General features: G+C 39.3%; 13 protein-coding genes and 1 other RNA gene. All 14 read left to right on the forward strand.

Features of this window, described 5'->3' with window-relative positions; all coding sequences use genetic code 11:
- Positions 1-1,064 precede the first annotated feature (1,064 nt).
- The 14 genes from ACFIKE_RS00570 to murB all read left to right on the forward strand — a co-directional run bounded on the left by ACFIKE_RS00570 (position 1,065) and on the right by murB (position 17,328).
- Positions 1,065-1,442, forward strand: coding sequence for a hypothetical protein (locus tag ACFIKE_RS00570; RefSeq protein ID WP_375627054.1), 378 nt, complete (start codon positions 1,065-1,067; stop codon positions 1,440-1,442).
- Positions 1,443-2,761: 1,319 nt separating this feature from the next.
- On the forward strand, positions 2,762-3,271 hold the full coding sequence (locus tag ACFIKE_RS00575; RefSeq protein WP_375648145.1) for a lytic transglycosylase domain-containing protein: 510 nt from the start codon (positions 2,762-2,764) through the stop codon (positions 3,269-3,271).
- 83 nt (positions 3,272-3,354) lie between these two features.
- An RNA gene (rnpB, locus tag ACFIKE_RS00580) (RNase P RNA component class A) lies at positions 3,355-3,745 on the forward strand.
- Positions 3,746-4,009: 264 nt separating this feature from the next.
- Entirely contained in the window at positions 4,010-5,008 is a 999-nt protein-coding gene (rsmH, locus tag ACFIKE_RS00585; RefSeq protein WP_375648146.1) for a 16S rRNA (cytosine(1402)-N(4))-methyltransferase RsmH, read from the forward strand.
- Positions 5,005-5,409: a hypothetical protein gene (locus ACFIKE_RS00590; RefSeq protein ID WP_375626139.1), complete on the forward strand. Its 405-nt coding sequence runs from the start codon at positions 5,005-5,007 to the stop codon at positions 5,407-5,409. Before rsmH ends, ACFIKE_RS00590 begins: the two co-directional genes overlap by 4 nt.
- Positions 5,409-7,151, forward strand: coding sequence for a peptidoglycan D,D-transpeptidase FtsI family protein (locus tag ACFIKE_RS00595; RefSeq protein ID WP_375626137.1), 1,743 nt, complete (start codon positions 5,409-5,411; stop codon positions 7,149-7,151). Before ACFIKE_RS00590 ends, ACFIKE_RS00595 begins: the two co-directional genes overlap by 1 nt.
- A gap of 23 nt (positions 7,152-7,174) precedes the next feature.
- Positions 7,175-8,626, forward strand: a complete 1,452-nt coding sequence (locus ACFIKE_RS00600; RefSeq protein ID WP_375648147.1) for a UDP-N-acetylmuramoyl-L-alanyl-D-glutamate--2,6-diaminopimelate ligase — start codon at positions 7,175-7,177, stop codon at positions 8,624-8,626.
- On the forward strand, positions 8,623-10,044 hold the full coding sequence (murF, locus tag ACFIKE_RS00605) for a UDP-N-acetylmuramoyl-tripeptide--D-alanyl-D-alanine ligase (RefSeq protein ID WP_375648148.1): 1,422 nt from the start codon (positions 8,623-8,625) through the stop codon (positions 10,042-10,044). Before ACFIKE_RS00600 ends, murF begins: the two co-directional genes overlap by 4 nt.
- 21 nt (positions 10,045-10,065) lie before the next feature.
- Entirely contained in the window at positions 10,066-11,136 is a 1,071-nt protein-coding gene (gene mraY / locus ACFIKE_RS00610) for a phospho-N-acetylmuramoyl-pentapeptide-transferase (protein ID WP_375626132.1), read from the forward strand.
- Positions 11,137-11,140: 4 nt separating this feature from the next.
- Entirely contained in the window at positions 11,141-12,535 is a 1,395-nt protein-coding gene (murD, locus tag ACFIKE_RS00615) for a UDP-N-acetylmuramoyl-L-alanine--D-glutamate ligase (protein WP_375648149.1), read from the forward strand.
- A gap of 143 nt (positions 12,536-12,678) precedes the next feature.
- A complete protein-coding gene (locus tag ACFIKE_RS00620) occupies positions 12,679-13,833 on the forward strand; it encodes an FtsW/RodA/SpoVE family cell cycle protein (RefSeq protein ID WP_375626128.1) in 1,155 nt (384 codons plus the stop codon).
- Positions 13,826-14,962 carry a UDP-N-acetylglucosamine--N-acetylmuramyl-(pentapeptide) pyrophosphoryl-undecaprenol N-acetylglucosamine transferase gene (locus ACFIKE_RS00625; RefSeq protein WP_375648150.1) on the forward strand — a complete coding sequence of 379 codons (1,137 nt, stop codon included), beginning with the start codon at positions 13,826-13,828 and terminating at the stop codon, positions 14,960-14,962. Before ACFIKE_RS00620 ends, ACFIKE_RS00625 begins: the two co-directional genes overlap by 8 nt.
- The gene (gene murC / locus ACFIKE_RS00630; RefSeq protein ID WP_375648151.1) at positions 14,946-16,373 is read left to right on the forward strand and encodes a UDP-N-acetylmuramate--L-alanine ligase; all 1,428 of its coding nucleotides are present in this window, start codon (positions 14,946-14,948) and stop codon (positions 16,371-16,373) included. Before ACFIKE_RS00625 ends, murC begins: the two co-directional genes overlap by 17 nt.
- The gene (gene murB, locus ACFIKE_RS00635; protein ID WP_375627073.1) at positions 16,351-17,328 is read left to right on the forward strand and encodes a UDP-N-acetylmuramate dehydrogenase; all 978 of its coding nucleotides are present in this window, start codon (positions 16,351-16,353) and stop codon (positions 17,326-17,328) included. Before murC ends, murB begins: the two co-directional genes overlap by 23 nt.
- Positions 17,329-17,460: the final 132 nt, after the last annotated feature.

Here is a 17,460-nt window from a genome sequence, read left to right on the forward strand (position 1 = left end):
TAACAATTTTTGAGTGTAGAAACTACTGTGTGTATTATTTTACGGAATCATTTAAATGATAGAGATTAAGAGAAACTGTCTGCATTGATCTCGGTTTGTTATGTTAAAATGCGTTAGAGCCTGTTGGTTATTGTAAAATAGTTTATCGTTATTTGGAATGATTATAGAACGTGATTCGAAACAAATATCTTCAGAGTTCTCATTTTTTCATAAAAATTAAGCTGTTTAAATTCTTCATTGATTGTTACATGAGAGATGCGACAATATTTTAATAATCATTTACAGATTTTTTTATGAAGATAGATAAGATTTTATTTCTCTAATTTATTGTTTTCTTGCAAGAAGATGTTTTTCATTTTTTACGGTTATTTGTGTAAGATTTTAAAAATCTACATTTTTATTTTTGTGGTGATTGCTGTTGGAAAAGTGATTCTACTTTTACATAGTTTGATTTTTATAGGGTGGGTACGTAGAAATTACGGTTTTTTTAATTATGATCATCAGAGTTATGAAAGAAACTATTTAAAAGTTATAATGATTGTAGATTCTAATTGATGTTCCTTGAAATAAAATTGCTTCAAATTGGGTCATTTTAAACTTTTTTTGCCTAAATTTAAACATTTTTAAACAATTTATAACTCTTTTATGTTTTTTTGCGTAGAAGATGATAAGAATTTCTTGTTGTTTAAAGAATTTTATTCCATAGCAAGAATATTGCATCGGCTATCTTAGTGGTTGATGTGAGAGGACGATCGGGGAACCTCCTCCCCCCCCCCCGCGTGGATCCCCTAGATTGTCTGGCCTGACTGAGGATTTCCTCAGTCAGGCTTTTTATAATTGTTTTGGGGTATGTTGTAGCGTGTTATTAGGGGGAAGTGTAAGATCTGTTATTGTTTCGCCTATACTACCTGAATACATAGAGGGGCAGGTCTTGTTGGGCGGAGAGTGTTAGCGTATTCATTTTCAATAATTTGATTTTTCTTTATTGAGGCATCGTTGAATGCTATAAGGAGAATCATAAAAGGAATCTATGTTTGTGTTCTGTGATCTTTAGGTAAGAGATAATGGAATCTTTTTCGCGTCGTATTGTTTTTATTTTATTTATGTTTTTTATTTTTGGCGCTGTCTTTTTTGCTTCTCAAAGTAGTGCTGTTTATCAGTTTTTTTCCGGCCGCTCTTCTTTTTCTTCTCAGAAGCTTGATGTAACAGAGGAGGAGTTGTTAGAGAGATTGTCTGTATCTTTTCCAGATATTATCAAGCATCTTTCTAAGATGAGTCCTCAACAGCAAGAGGTGTTTATTGCGCAGCTGCGTCGTGATGTAATTGCGCTTGCTTTTAAAAGTGGTCAGAGTCTTGAGCAGGCTCACAAATCTGGTGAAACTGTTGCTATGGCTCTTTCAAAAGCGATTTCTCGTCCTTCCATTGCTAATGCTTATTTTTAGCTGTTTTTTTAATCGCGCTTTTGGGTTTTATTTTAAGCAGCAAGAGCTTTTCATGAATTTTTGAAAAGTGCGAGGAGATAATCAATTTGTAGGATAATTAGCAAAATTTATCTTACTCAAAAGGTAAGCAATCAAAGTATAACGATAATGATGCAATCATTACAGGAGTGAAAGAAAGTCTGTCAAGGGTATTGGTCGAGTTAATTGTATTATCAATCGCGACAATAACAAAAGTAAAAGCAGTATTGGCTATAATAAAGCACGTTAATCGTATTTTATATGCCAGTTATTTTTTTATTTGATATAGGCAAATAAAAAAATTTTTAAAGGGTTTAAGCTTCCTTTGTTCTACGGACTTTAGGATATTTATTCATTTGTATGATTTGTGAAAATGAGGTGCAAGGCTGATAAGATGGTAGTCTGTGACAAAGAAAAAAATATTTGAATGAAGATGAGAGGTCTATTTTTATTTAAAAAGGCTTTGAGGGTATTGAGTTTCCTAACATTTTTCAAAAAAACAGACAAAAGTAATTGTTGAGCTTTGTTGTAGGGACAAAGACGGATATGGCTTTTTTAGCATATTGTTTTATAATGATAATTTGTCATTTTCATATTGAGTAAGAATCTTAAGAATTGTAAAATTCTCTCGTTTTAAATTTATTCATGGTGAAAAAATAAAAATTAGTTTCTTGTGCACTACAAGTGAGAGGCTTGTGTGGATAAAAGCTCTTTCAAAAGAAGAAGTAAAAAGCTTCTTTGAGGCATCTTAAGAGCTAAAAGTCTGTTGCAATATTTTGAATTGGTAAAGAGTATGATAGTTTTAGTATATTTATGAATTTTTTATGCGCAATGATGGGAGCGGGGACTTGTTTTATGATTTGTTGGGGTTTTATCGGACATAAAGAGTGCTGTGGGTGTGTATTAACCAGAGAGAAGTGTTGATAACAGTTTATATTTTTTGTGAAACTTTTTTGATATTGAGAATCTTCGGTAAAAAGATGTTCTTGTCTCTCTTTAAGATGCTATTTTTTTAATATAAAAATTAAGTGATACAATAGTGATAGTAGAAATTTGTATATTATATCATTTTATTTAATACGCTATAAGATTAATAATAGTCTCTTTATTTTTTTTATTTTATGATATAGATAAATCTATAATTTGTGCATAAAGATATTTTCTTTTGTTGCAGAATTTTATCTTGAAATTGTCTTACTCTTTCCTTTTTCAAGCCGTTCTTTTGCTTTCTTTTTTTGTACAATACGTTTGCAAATTATTTGCAGCTAGAATTTGAGAATGTTTGAGTGAAGAGAAAGAAAATGCAATTTTTGAAAATCTTGTTAAATACAGCGTGTGCTGTATTTTTTGTATTTGATGTAAGTTGGACTCATAGTGTCTTAAATGTTGCGGAATCAGGAGAAGCCTCAGTGATTGTTGCTTCTAAGATTCCTGATCGTCCTTATGAGTTTCTTATTCAGAAACTTGCGAATAAATATAATGTTCCCGTTAATTTAGCACATGCTGTTGTAAAAGTCGAAAGTAATTATAAGGCAGGTATAAAGGGGGCTGCTGGCGAAATAGGTTTGATGCAAATTAAACCCTCTACGGCACGAGGGTTGGGCTTTAGTGGTTCTGTACAGGATTTGTACGATCCTGCGACCAATCTTGAATATGGTATGCGTTATTTGGCACGGGCGTATAAACTCAGTGGTGGAAGTACGTGTGGTACAATCCTTAAATATAACGCAGGTCATGCTGCAAAAAAAATGAATTCCATTTCGGCGAAATATTGCGCAAAAGTGAAAACTTATCTGGCTTCATTAAAATAAAAACATCTTTTTAGACAGGTTTGCTATAAAATATTTTAAGATGCTATTTTCACGGAGCAGAAAATGTTTTATAAATTAATGCGTCAGTCGGCTGGGCAGCCGCGCTTGTCTAATGCTGAAATGCGGCAAGTGAGGAAAGTCCGGGCTCCATGGAAAGACGGTGCCGGGTAACACCCGGCGGGGGTGACCCTAGGGAAAGTGCCACAGAAAGTAAACCGCCTATTTTTATAGGTAAGGGTGAAAGGGTGGAGTAAGAGCCCACCGCGCATTCAGTAATGAATGTGGCAAGGTAAACCCCACCGGGAGCAAGACCAAATAGAAATGACGTGCAAAATTTAATTTGCAGCCGATTTCCGGGCGAGTCATTCGGGTAGGTTGCACGAGGCGGATGGTAACATCCGTCCCAGATGAATGGTTGCCATGTAAAGTGTAAGCTTTACTCTACAGAACCCGGCTTATAGGCCGACTGATATTTCATGATGATACGCGATATTTTATAAGATCAATTATATATGGTCTTTTATGGATTCTATGTGTTTGAAATGGACACTTGAGCAAAGAGTATTTTAAAAAATTATAACATTTCTTTAAGTATAATGCGTTAGGATCTGTCTTGGGATAACTTTAGTTTTTTCGTTCATTGTGATTAATATGAAAGTTGAAGGCTAGGTTACTCTAAAATCAGTTGCTATGAGAGAGCTGTTGATTTGAGACAGCATAACTTCAAGACGGATTATTTTGATAAAGCAGGATCAAAGAGCTGAACGCCATATCCCAGTGTTGTTGCAGCCAGTTTTGGCTGGGCTTATGCCATTGGTTGGAGCAAAAGTGATTGATGGCACCTTTGGTGCTGGTGGTTACACGCGCGCTTTGTTAAAGGCAGGGGCGGAGGTGATCGCTCTTGATCGTGATCCTCATGCTATTAGTGCGGGACAATCGCTTGTTGAAGAATTTTTTCCACGACTTCGTTTGGTGCAAATGGAATTTTCACAGTTGGATCGCGTTGTTGAAGAGAAGGTAGACGCCGTTATTTTGGATATTGGTGTCTCTTCAATGCAGCTTGATGAAGCTGAAAGGGGATTTTCTTTTCAAAAAGATGGTCCATTAGATATGCGAATGGCTCAGACTGGTTTTACTGCTGGCGATGTTGTAAATCACTTAAAAGCAAGGGATTTGGCACGTATCTTTAAGATATTAGGAGAAGAGCGCTATGCGGGGCGAATTGCACGGATGATTGAAAAGCGTCGTGTTGTTCAGCCTTTTTTGCGTACAGGTGATTTGGCGTATGCTATCGAAGCGTTGATAGGACGTAAGCCAGGAGATCGCATTCATCCTGCAACACGTGTATTTCAGGCTCTTCGCATTTATGTTAATGATGAAATTGATGAACTTGCACGTGGCTTATTTGCTGCTGAACGCATTTTGAAACCGGGTGGTCGTTTGGGGGTTGTCAGTTTTCATTCTCTTGAAGATCGTATGGTCAAAAGATTTTTTTCTTTTCGTTCAGGAGAGTGTATGAGATCACGCTATCTTCCTGAAATAAAAACGCCTCCAGCAACATTTTTTCCTTTGTTTAAAGGGGGGATAACTGCAAGTGAAGAGGAGTTACAGCAAAATCCTCGTTCACGTTCTGCGCGGTTGCGTGTTGGTGTACGAACTAAAGCAGAGGCTCTTGCAGCAGATATGAAATTATTTGGTTTAGCAGAGATTGCCAGTTTTGAAGGCGGCAAGAAATGACAGTTTTTCGTACATTTGATATGATCTTAGTGATGATTATGATTTGTATGGCAGGTCTTACTTATAAAGTAAAATATGATGTTCAAAAACGAATGAACGAAGTTCGTCATCTTGAGCATGAAATTGCTGCAGCAAAAAATACGGTAAGTTTGCTTCGTGCTGAGTGGGCTGTGATGATAAGGCCTTCACGCATGCAAAAACTTGCAAAACGTTATCAAAAAGAACTTGAGTTAGAGGTTATACAGCCGCGTCAAATCGTGGCGTTTAAAGATATTCCGGTACGGGTACATGATCAAATTGAAGAAGTGATTAAACAAAATATCTTGGAAGATAATCAGGATATTTTGACAAATAATCGGGCTTCTCAGATAAATGATGTTGTCCAAAAAGGCGCGCAGTAATGAAATCGACTTTTTTATTCTCACAGAAGAAAAAGCGCTTAAAGAATTCGTTGAATAATCATAATGTTTCTGTTCGTCGTCCCTATTCTAGTCGTCCACGTTTGCTTTTTTCGTTGTTCTGCTTTTTAATTTTATATGGCATCATGGGGGCTTGCCTTATTTCTTATGGGTTGGAAGGTGGACAGATTGAAGAAGCAAAGGGGCCAGGAGTTCTTCAATTGATGGCACGGCCTGATATTGTTGATCGTAATGGTCGTTTATTGGCAACAGATATTAAAACTTACTCACTTTTTGCTGAGCCACGACGTATTATTGATGTGGATGAAACAATTGAATTGCTCTCAACAGTTTTGCCTGATCTTAATTGGCAGGAAACCTATAAGCGCTTAAAAAGAAAATCTGGTTTTTCTTGGATACAGCGTGGGTTAACACCAATGCAGAAGACGAAAATTATGGCTCTTGGTATACCAGGAATTGGTTTTCGGACTGAAATTCGTCGTTTTTATCCTGATGGACCTGTAACTTCCCATATTCTCGGTATGGTGAATGTTGATAATCAGGGCATTGCAGGTATGGAAAAATATATTGATGATGCGGGGTTGAGTGCTTTGCGTGCCGCTGGTCTTGCTATGGAAGAATCATTAAAACAAGTTCAGCTTTCGATTGATGTGCGTGTTCAGGCAATTGTTCATGATGAACTTATTCAGGCTATGAAGCGTTATAGGGCAATTGCTGCAGGAGCTATTATTTTAAATATACATACGGGGGAAGTTTTGGCTTTGGCATCACTACCAGATTTTGATCCTGGAAATCCTATTGAAGCTTTAAAAAGTGATCGTCTCAATCGGATGACGGCAGGAGCTTTTGAAATGGGATCAATCATTAAAAGTTTTACAACTGCCATGGCTCTTGATTCCGATATTTTTCATTTAAACAGTATTATTGATGCTTCAAAGCCAATAAAAGCAAGTAGTGGGTATACTATTCATGATTTTCATGGGAAAAATCGTCCCTTAACGTTATGGGAGGTTTTTATTTATTCCTCTAATATTGGTTCTGCTAAGGAGGCATTGGCGGTGGGGATTGATGGACATCGTAATTTTTTGAAACGACTTGGTTTACTGGATCGATTGACAACAGAATTGCCTGAAGTTGCCCATCCTATTGTGCCACATCATTGGAAGGATATTCATTCGATGACCATTGCTTTTGGGCATGGTATGGCAACAACACCTTTGCAAACGGCTGTCGGGGCTGCTGCTTTAATGAATGGTGGTTGGTTAATTGCTCCGACATTTTTAAAACGTACAAAAGGACAAACTTTGCACTACGCAAAACGGGTTTTGCAGGCTAAAACAAGTCAAAATATGCGTTACCTTTATAAATTAAATAGTGATATTGGTTCTGGACGTAATGCAAAAGTTGAAGGTTATCGTGTAGGTGGTAAGACAGGAACAGCTGAAAAAGTTGAAAATGGAAAATATTCTAAAACAAAAAATTTCAATAGTTTTCTTGCTGCTTTTCCTATTGATGATCCTGTTTATGTTGTTTTAACAATTATTGATGAACCAAAGCCTGCAGAGGGACAGCGTTCAGCAACAGCGGGGATGAATGCTGGACCAATGCTTGCTAATATTGTTCGTCGCACAGCTAGTTTTCTTGGTGTAAAATCCGATTTTAAAAAAGAATATGAGCCTCTTTTAAGTAAAAAGAGTAATTCAAGTTTCGTTAAACAACGGTAAAATGAATACAAAGGTGCAGCGTTATGTTGTTTGGAACAGTTTTTACAGAATGTCTTGAAGATCAGAATCTTTCTTCAATGGAAATAACAGGAATCAGTGCAGATTCTCGACAAGTCTTGCCAGGCTATGTTTTTGTCGCTGTTCAAGGAAAAAAAAGTGATGGAAGGCACTATATAGATGATGCGATAAAGCGTGGCGCACGAGCAATTGTTACAGATTGTCATGCTGTTCTTGAGGATTTATCTGTTCCCATTTTACGTGTTTCTAATGTTCGTCATAGTTTAGCGTTGGCAGCTGCACGTTTTTACGGTTCTCAGCCTGAAACGGTCGTTGCTGTGACTGGTACAAGTGGTAAAACATCTGTTGTTTCTTTTATTCGGCAAATTTGGACTCATGTTGGATTTTGTGCTGCGAGTATAGGAACGGTTGGTGTTGTTTCTCCTAAACGGAATGTTTATGGTTCTCTCACAACACCTGATCCGGTTGCCTTGCACCGTCTTCTTTGTGAAATTTCTCATGAAGGTGTGACGCATGCAGCCCTTGAAGCATCTTCGCATGGGCTTGATCAAGGACGACTTGATGGAGTTCGTTTAACGGCTGGTGCCTTTACCAATTTAGGGCGAGATCACATGGATTATCACACGGGGGTAGAGGATTATTTGCGGGCTAAAATGAAGTTATTTGATACACTTTTGCCTGTATCTGCTCCTGCTTTGATTTTTGCTGATGATGTTTATTCACAAAAGGTTATTGATGTTGTTACACAAGCGCGCCGCCGTGTCTTGACAATTGGTCGTAAGGGGCAATTTATCACGATTAATCGTGTTGAACATCAACGCTCAAAACAGTGTATTGAGTGTCGTGTGGAAAATAATATTTATACATTTGATTTGCCTTTGGCTGGAGATTTTCAGGTAGCCAATGCGCTTATGGCAGCGGGGTTAGCAATTGTAACGGGTGTTTCACCTCGTAAGGTTTTTTCTGCGCTTGAAACTTTGCAGGGGGCGCCTGGGCGGTTAGAATTTGTCGGAAAGACAGAAAATAATGCGCCTGTTTATATTGATTATGCTCATAAACCAGAAGCTTTGGAGCAGGTTTTGCTTTCTGTTCGTCCCTTTACGCAAGGGCGTTTGATTGTTGTTTTTGGTTGTGGAGGAGATCGTGATCAAGGAAAAAGACCTTTGATGGGAAAAATTGCGGCGGATAAAGCGGATATTGTTATTGTAACGGATGATAATCCTCGCACAGAAATGCCAGAAAAAATACGCAAGGATATTTTACAGGCAGTGCCAACAGCAATAGAGATAGCAGATCGTGGTGAGGCTATTTCTTATGCGGTGGAGCTTTTGAAAGCTGGTGATACACTCATCATTGCTGGAAAAGGTCATGAGGATGGCCAAATTATAGGGCAGACAACGTATCCTTTTTCAGATCGTTTGAAAGCGATAGAAGCTTTAGAGGACCGAAAGAAATGACAGCTTTATGGGATAAGCAAGCACTTGTTGCTGCAATTAATGGTGTTGTAATGGGAAGCATGCCAGAAACTTTTTCTGGGGTTTCCATTGATAGTCGTACTCTTGCGGAAGGTGATATTTTTTTCTGCATTAAAGGGCATCATCTTGATGGTCATGATTTTGCTGCGCAAGCTTATGAACGAGGTGCAGGCGTTCTTATCGTTGCGGAACACCGTTTGAGGGATATGAAAAAGATATCGGCCCCGCTTATTGTTGTTCCTGATGTTTTGCAAGCCTTAGAAAAACTTGCACAAGCTGCACGCAAACGTTCAAGAGCTAAGATTATCGCGATAACAGGATCGGTGGGAAAAACAACGACAAAAGAAGCCTTGAAACAAGCACTTGCAACGACTGGGAATGTTCATGCGAATTTCGCTTCTTTAAACAATTGCTGGGGGGTTCCACTCACTTTAGCGCGGATGCCTATGGAGAGTGATTATGGTATCTTTGAAATTGGCATGAATCATAGAGATGAAATTCGCCCTCTGGTCAAACTGGTTTGTCCGCATGTTGCTCTCATTACGCATATTTGTGCAGGACATATGGGTTTTTTCAAAAATCTTGAAGAAATAGCAAAGGCAAAAGCTGAAATTTTTGAAGGATTAGATGAGAAAGGCATTGCCATTTTAAATGCGGATAGTGATTTTTTTTCTTATCTCGTTCAAGAAGCAAAGAAATGCGGTGTAAAGAATATCTTAAGCTTTGGTGAGAGCAAAAATGCTGATTATCAAGCACGAGATATACGTCTTCTAACTGATCGTTCTTCTATGATTGTACGTATTAGGGAGCGGGATAGGGAGGTTCAAATTGGTGCTCCCGGACGCCATATTGTGCAAAATAGTTTAGGGGTTATTGCTGCTTGTGATGCTATGGGAGTTGAGTTAGAGCCTGTTCTTCTTTCTTTTCGCCATTTTTCTTCTCAAAAGGGGCGAGGTGTTCGTTATCGACTGTCTTTATCAAATGGGGGTGAATTTTATCTCATTGATGAAAGCTATAATGCAAATCCTGCTTCTATGCGTGCTGCGCTTGAGCTTCTTGCTACAGGACCAGTCGGGGAAGAGGGGCGGCGAATTGCTATTTTAGGAGATATGCTAGAGTTAGGGGAGTATAGTGAAAAGCTTCATCGTGATTTAATAAAGCCAATACGTCTTTCCGGTGCTAATCCGGTTTTTCTATTTGGTGAGGCGATGAAATCTTTAGTCAGTGATTTGTCTGCTGGTGTTAAGGTTCATTATGCTGAAAATATTGAGAAAATTTTATCTCTCCTTTTAGCAGAAATTTCTTCTGGGGATCTGCTTATGGTTAAATCATCCAATAGCCTTTGTTCATCAAATATTGTGACTGCATTGCTTGACCGCTATAAAGCGGTTTCTTCATAGTTTTAAGAGGTTTTTTGTACCATGATGCTGTTTTTTTCTTCGTTTAGTGATTGGCTTCCAGGTGTGAATGTATTTCGTTACATTACTTTTCGCACGATAGCGGCTATGCTTACTTCGGGGCTCATCGTCTTTTTGTTTGGACCCAGCATCATTGCTTCTCTTAAATTGCGGCAGGGTAAGGGGCAACCGATTCGTGCGGATGGTCCTCAAACACATTTTAAAAAGGCTGGAACACCTACAATGGGTGGATTGATGATTTTAACTGGCATTGTGGTATCGGCATTTTTGTGGTGTAATTTATCGAATATTTATTTTTGGGTATCGCTATTGGTTATGCTTTCTTTTGGGGCAATTGGATTTTATGACGATTATCTTAAGGTCACAAAACAAACAGACAAAGGATTTTCTGGGAAAGCACGGTTAAGTTTGGAGTTTTGTGTTGCCGCAATTGCTGCTTTTGTCATCCTGAAAATTGGCTCATCTGGATTCGCTTTGCCTTTTTTGAAAGATTATCTTATCAATTTGGGCTGGTTTTTTATTCCTTTTTCTGCTTTTGTTATTGTCGCGACGGGTAATGCGGTTAATTTGACGGATGGACTTGATGGCCTTGCTATTGTTCCTGTGATGGTTGCAGCCTTATCTTTTGCTCTGATTGCTTATCTTTCTGGTAATATGAATTTTGCTGATTATCTCCAAATCCATTATGTATCGGGAGCAGGTGAATTGGCTGTTTTATTGGGAGCTGTTGTTGGGGCAGGGCTTGGTTTTTTATGGTTTAATGCACCACCTGCAGCTATTTTTATGGGAGATACTGGTTCGTTGGCTCTTGGAGGATTATTAGGGACTGTTGCAGTCGCTACGAAGCACGAAATTGTTTTGGCTCTTATTGGTGGGCTTTTTGTTGTGGAAGCTTTTTCGGTCGTTATTCAGGTTGGTTATTTCAAATTAACGAGAAAACGCGTGTTTCTTATGGCACCGATACATCATCATTTTGAGAAAAAAGGCTGGACTGAAAGCCAAGTCGTGATACGCTTTTGGATTATTTCAATTGTTCTTGCTCTTATTGGTCTTTCAACACTTAAATTGCGGTGAGATTTTGATTTCTGTTGCGTGTTATAAAGGACAAAAAGTTGCTTTATTTGGATTGGGGAAGTCTGGACTAGCAACGGCACAAGCATTGATGCGTGGCGGTGCAGAAGTGGTGGCGTGGGATGATAGTCCTTCAAGCGTGCAAATGGCTTTTCGGCACAATATTCCAACGCGAGATCTCCGTTATGAAGATTGGTCAGAATTTGTTGCATTGATTGTAGCTCCTGGAGTTCCTTTAAATTGTCCTCAACCCCATTGGGTTGTTGAAAAAGCACGAAAAAAAAATATAGAAATTATCGGTGATATTGAATTATTTGTTCGTGCGCGCCAGCATTTTTTACAGCATTATGGTTTTTGTGACCAAGATGTTCCTTTCATTGCGATTACGGGGACGAATGGGAAGTCAACTACAACGGCTTTACTTGCCCATTTGTTGGAAAAAATGGGCTATGATGTGCAGATGGGGGGAAATATTGGAAAGGCAATATTGACGCTTAAGCCATTTGTTAAAAAACGTATCTATGTGATTGAATGTTCATCATTTCAAATTGATCTTACTCCCTCTCTTCAGCCGACCATTGGACTTTTATTGAATTTGACACCTGATCATATTGATCGACATGGGAGTTTTGCCTGTTATGTGCAAACCAAAAGGCATCTGATTGCTCAGGCTTCTCAGGCTTTTATTTCAGTTGATGATGCAGCTTGTCGGGTTTTATATCAACAGTTGCTTCATGAGGGGAAGAAAATTTGGGCAATTTCCAAGGATCATTTTGTTGAAAATGGTTTTTATGCAGATGGGACTAAGCTCTTTTCTGTTTGTCAAGGACAGCGTCATATGCTTGCAGATCTGGCGTCTATGACTGCTTTGCGCGGATGTCATAATGCGCAAAATGCCCTTATGGCATTAGCAACGTTGCAGGCTTTAAAAATAACCGATCCACATATAGAGAACTGTTTAGCAAGCTATAAAGGGCTGGATCATCGTATGCAGCAGGTGCGTAAAATGGGGGCGGTTTTGTTTATCAATGACAGCAAGGCGACTAATGCAGATGCAACAGCTCCTGCGCTTTCCACCTTTAATGATATTTTTTGGATTGTTGGGGGAGAGGCAAAACAGGGAGGAATAGAGTCTCTTAGAGAATTTTTTCCTAAAATTCGTAAAGCCTATTTGATTGGGAGCGCGGCGGAAGAATTTGCCCGCACCATTGGATCTGCTTTTCCCTTTTCTATGAGCTTAACTTTGAAAAATGCGGTGCATGAAGCAGCTGTTGACGCAATGGGTTGTAAGGAAAAAGAGGTGACGGTTCTTTTGTCACCTGCTTGTGCAAGTTATGACCAATTTAAAAATTATGAAATGCGAGGTGAAGCATTTGTCTCTTTTGTGATGCAGTTACAATAAAAAAGCATCAGTTATAAAAAAATATTTTTGCGTTAAGACTCCAGAATCTTTTTTTGTGTAATTTAGTTTTTAAAGTGTTTGTTAAATAGGCTGGGGAACCATATCACTTTAAGATAATTTATAAAATGGATAAGGTGGATACCATGGTTACGCGCGCAGATAGAGATCCAATTGCTAATTGGTGGTGGACGATTGATCGCTCTATCTTTGCAGCTTGTTTAATTTTAATGGGTATTGGCATTATGCTATCTTTTGCTGCCAGCCCTATTATTGCAAAAAAAATCGGAATTGCTGATAGTTTTTATTTTGTTCGGTGGCATATCATTTTTAGCATTTCAGCATTTTTTACGATGGTTACCATTTCTTTTTTTTCGCTTTCTAATATTCGTCGTTTATGTGCTCTTTTGCTCATTGTAACGCTTGCTCTTATGGTTGCAACCTTATTTTTTGGTCCAGAATTAAAGGGAGCACGGAGGTGGATTCAGCTATTTGGTTTTTCTGTACAGGCTTCAGAGTTTATGAAGCCAGCTTTTGTGGTTATGTCTGCTTGGCTTTTTTCAGAACAGATACGCAGGAGGGGAATTCTGGGTTATACGTTAGCGATTCTACTTTATGCCATTTGTTGTGTGCTTCTGGTTTTGCAGCCTGATATTGGACAAACAGTTTTAATAAGTGCAACATGGGGGGGGCTGTTTTTTATTGCTGGTGTACCTCTTACCATTATTTTTCTCTTTCTCATTTTAGGCGTTGTAGGAATTATTTTAGCTTATCTTTTTCTGCATCATGTGCGCGAGCGTATCAATGGTTTTTTGACAGGTGAAGGGGATACGTTTCAAGTGGATGTAGGACGTGAGGCTATTTTGAATGGTGGTTGGTTTGGGCAAGGTCCTGGGGAGGGAACAGTAAAACGTATCATTCCTGATAGCCATACAGATTTTGTGTTTTCCGTCGCTGCTGAAGAATATGGTATTATCCTTTGTTTATTAATTATGATGCTTTTTGGCTTTATCGTTATGCGTTCATTGTATATAGCCATGAATACACGTGATTCCTTTATACGTCTTGGTATTACTGGCATAGCAATGATGATTGGCTTTCAATCAGCGATTAATATGGCCGTTAATCTTCACTTAATTCCTCCAAAAGGCATGACATTGCCTTTTATTTCTTATGGTGGTTCTTCGATGGTGGCGATTGCGTTTTCAATGGGCATTTTGCTCAGTTTAACACGTCGTTGGCCAGAAGCACGCCTTTCAGCTTTTTCTTCCTCTTCTGTCTTGGATACCCCTTATGAATGATAAAAAAGTTATTGTTTTGGTGGCTGGTGGTACAGGTGGACATCTTTTTCCTGCTGAAGCCCTTTCTGTTGAATTAAGGCAGCGTGGATATGATGTTCATTTAATAACAGATGAAAGAGCACGACCTTTTGTTCGGTGCTTTGATGAAGAGCATATTCATATCGTTTCATCGGCAACATTTACACGACGCCATCCTTTTGCTCTGATAAAGACGTTTTGGTCTTTGCTAAGGGGTATGGGGCAATCGTTGGCGTTGTTTTATAAATTACGTCCTGTTCTTGTTGGAGGATTTGGGGGGTATCCGAGCTTTCCTCCTCTTTTTATTGCGGCCTTAACGAGGCGTGTAACATTTATTCATGAACAAAATGCTGTTATGGGGCGTGCCAATCGGATGTTGGCAATTTTTGTGCGTGCAATCGCTGGTGGTTTGTTGTCGCCAAATGGCGCTTATGCTCATAAAATACTTTTCACGGGGAATCCTGTCCGTGAGGCTGTGTTGAAGGCGGGCAAAATTCCTTATCATCCCTCAACTGGTGAAGAGCCATTTCATTTTTTGATTTTTGGAGGTAGCCAAGGGGCTTCTGCTTTTTCACATATTGTTCCAGAAGCTATTGCTTTATTCGATGATAAAAACCGTAAACGTTTACGAATTGTGCAGCAAGTTCGAGGTGAGGCAGAAGGGTTGATCAAAATCTATCGTGATATGGGTGTACAAGCAGAGGTAGCTCCTTTTTTTGATGATATGGCTGAACGTATGGCACATGCCCATTTTATTTTGTCGCGCGCTGGGGCTTCATCTGTTTGTGAGATAGCGGTGATTGGTAGACCTGCTTTGCTTGTTCCCTATCCCCATGCTTTAGATCATGATCAGGCTGCCAATGCAGCTCTGCTTGCTCGTGTAGGTGGTGCGCAAATTGTATCAGAAAAAGATTTAAATGCACAAAAGCTTTCTTCTCTTTTAATGCACGCTTGTTGTGCGCCCCATTTATTAGAAAAACAAGCGCTTGCTGCAAAAAAAGTTGGGCAACCTCATGCAACCAGTTGCCTTGCTGATATGGCTGAATCCTTAATTGCAGGGCGATTGTTGTCAGATATAAAAGAGGAGCTTTTTAATGAAAATGCCACTTGATATAGGTGTTATCCATTTTATCGGAATTGGGGGGATCGGTATGAGTGGAATTGCGGAGGTTTTTTATAATCTTGGCTATAAAGTTCAAGGGTCAGATCAAGTTGAGAGTGCAAATGTTGAACGTTTGCGGAGAAAAGGAATTAACGTTCATATAGGTCATTGTGCTGAAAATTTAGGGAATGCAGAGGTTGTTGTTTTTTCTACTGCCGTTAAAAAAACAAATCCTGAGTATATTGCTGCAAAGGAAAGACATTTACCGCTTGTCAGACGTGCAGAAATGCTGGCGGAGCTGATGCGGTTTCGGCGTGCAATTGCGGTGGGTGGTACACATGGTAAAACAACCACCACATCAATGGTCGCAGCTCTTCTTGATGCTGGTCATTTTGATCCAGTGGTGATTAATGGCGGTATTATTAATGCTTATGGTACGAATTCTCGTACAGGAGATGGCGATTGGATGATTGTTGAAGCTGATGAAAGTGATGGTACATTTTTAAAGCTGCCTGCTGATATTGCTGTTATTACTAATATTGACGCTGAGCATTTAGATCATTATGGAAGTTTTGATGCTGTGCGTGAGGCTTTTCGGCAATTCGTAGAAAATGTTCCTTTTTATGGTTTTGCTGTTTTGTGCCTTGATCATCCAGAGGTTCAGTCATTGGCGGGCCGTATTGATGATCGTTGGGTGATTACTTATGGTGCAAATCCACAAGCGGATGTTCGTTTTCTTAATCTTTCGATGGATGGTCAAAAAACGCATTTTGATGTTCTTGTTCGCTCACGCAAAACAGGAAGAAAGATTGAGTTGAAAAATTTGCTTTTGCCCATGGCAGGACAGCATAATGTTGCTAATGCAACGGCGGCTATTGCTATTGCGCATGAACTTGGCATTTCAAATGAAGCTATAAAAAGGGGCTTAGCAGAATTTGGCGGAGTAAAACGGCGTTTTACGCGAACAGGAAGCTGGCGGGGTATTGAAATATTTGATGATTATGGACATCATCCTGTTGAAATAAAGGCTGTTTTGCGTGCAGCACGTGAGAGTGCAAAAGGACGTGTTATTGCGATTGCACAACCCCATCGGTATTCACGTTTGTATCATTTATTTGATGATTTTTCTACTTGTTTTAATGATGCAGATACAGTGTTGATTACGCCTGTTTATGCGGCTGGTGAAGAGCCTATTGTAGGATTTGGTTCTCAAGAATTGGTAGAGCATATTAAAATGGCGGGTCATCGTGATGTGCGCTTGATACATAGTCTGGAAGATGTCGTGTCTCTTGTCTCAAAACTTGCTCAGGCAGAGGATTATGTTGTTTTTCTTGGTGCTGGCAATATCACACAATGGGCTTGTGCGTTGCCTCATCAGTTAGCGGTATTGGATGGTCATGATAAATTTTCAGCACATTGATGGTGAGGCGCTATTGGCGCAATTGCAACCGCTGTTGGGTGGCGTGAGAGGCAAACTTACACCTAATGTTGAAATGCGTAAGGTAACGTGGTTTCGCACGGGCGGGTTGGCAGAGCTTTTTTATCAGCCTGTTGATGAGGCAGATTTAGCAGTTTTTCTGCAAAATCTTCCTGAATCTATCCCTGTAACAATTGTGGGAATTGGTTCTAATCTTCTGGTGCGTGATGGGGGCGTTCCTGGTGTTGTGATTCGTCTTTCGCCAAAAAATTTTGGGCAAGTGCAGCAAGTTTCTCCAAAAGGCTTTTTAGTTGGTGCTGGTACGGCGGATAAACATTTAGCTGCTGCCGCTTTAAAGGCAGAAGTTGCAGGTTTTCATTTTTATCATGGTATTCCTGGTGCTCTTGGAGGAGCTCTCAAAATGAACGCTGGGGCGAATGGTGTTGAAACCGCAGCGCGTGTTGTCGAGGTCTATGCGCTGGATCGTAAAGGACAACGTCATATCTTGAGTTTGAAAGATATGCATTATTCCTATCGCCATTGTGATATTCCTAAAGATTTTATTTTTACAGCTGCTTTATTGGAAGGAAAACTTGGTAATAAAGATGATATTCGTGCTGCTATGGATGAAGTTTCCCTCCACAGAGAAACTGTACAACCTATTCGTGAAAAGACAGGAGGATCAACTTTCAAAAATCCTGAGAATGGATCTGCGTGGCGCGTGATTGATGAAGCAGGGTGTCGTGGTTTACGGATTGGTGGCGCTCAAATGAGTGAAATGCACTGTAATTTTATGATTAATACAGGGCAAGCAACAGGATATGATCTTGAAGCATTGGGAGAAACAGTGCGTGCGCGTGTTTTTGCAAATTCAGCCCACCTTTTACAGTGGGAAATAGAGCGTATCGGTCAATTTGAGCGTGGTCGAAGTGTTTCTCCTTTTGATCCATTTCATTGATTTATTGTTCACTAAAAAAGTGCAAATAAAAAATTGAGTCATTTCAAAGAGATAATAAAAAATTTCTATTAAGAATCAATAAATTAACAAAGAATCTCTTGCATCAGGCTTTTGAGTCTGATTCATTATGCA

Origin of the sequence: Bartonella sp. MU70NMGDW, from assembly GCF_042194085.1 — a bacterium.
GTDB lineage: Bacteria > Pseudomonadota > Alphaproteobacteria > Rhizobiales > Rhizobiaceae > Bartonella > Bartonella grahamii.

What these genes read in the sequence shown, in the direction of transcription:
- ACFIKE_RS00595 (WP_375626137.1), top strand. Translation starts at nt 5,409, where the DNA reads ATGAAATCGACTTTTTTATTCTCACAGAAGAAAAAGCGCTTAAAGAAT.
- ACFIKE_RS00575 (WP_375648145.1), top strand. Translation starts at nt 2,762, where the DNA reads ATGCAATTTTTGAAAATCTTGTTAAATACAGCGTGTGCTGTATTTTTT.
- ACFIKE_RS00625 (WP_375648150.1), top strand. Translation starts at nt 13,826, where the DNA reads ATGAATGATAAAAAAGTTATTGTTTTGGTGGCTGGTGGTACAGGTGGA.
- ACFIKE_RS00570 (WP_375627054.1), top strand. Translation starts at nt 1,065, where the DNA reads ATGGAATCTTTTTCGCGTCGTATTGTTTTTATTTTATTTATGTTTTTT.
- ACFIKE_RS00620 (WP_375626128.1), top strand. Translation starts at nt 12,679, where the DNA reads ATGGTTACGCGCGCAGATAGAGATCCAATTGCTAATTGGTGGTGGACG.
- murC (WP_375648151.1), top strand. Translation starts at nt 14,946, where the DNA reads ATGAAAATGCCACTTGATATAGGTGTTATCCATTTTATCGGAATTGGG.
- ACFIKE_RS00600 (WP_375648147.1), top strand. Translation starts at nt 7,175, where the DNA reads ATGTTGTTTGGAACAGTTTTTACAGAATGTCTTGAAGATCAGAATCTT.
- murB (WP_375627073.1), top strand. Translation starts at nt 16,351, where the DNA reads ATGATAAATTTTCAGCACATTGATGGTGAGGCGCTATTGGCGCAATTG.
- mraY (WP_375626132.1), top strand. Translation starts at nt 10,066, where the DNA reads ATGATGCTGTTTTTTTCTTCGTTTAGTGATTGGCTTCCAGGTGTGAAT.
- ACFIKE_RS00590 (WP_375626139.1), top strand. Translation starts at nt 5,005, where the DNA reads ATGACAGTTTTTCGTACATTTGATATGATCTTAGTGATGATTATGATT.
- murF (WP_375648148.1), top strand. Translation starts at nt 8,623, where the DNA reads ATGACAGCTTTATGGGATAAGCAAGCACTTGTTGCTGCAATTAATGGT.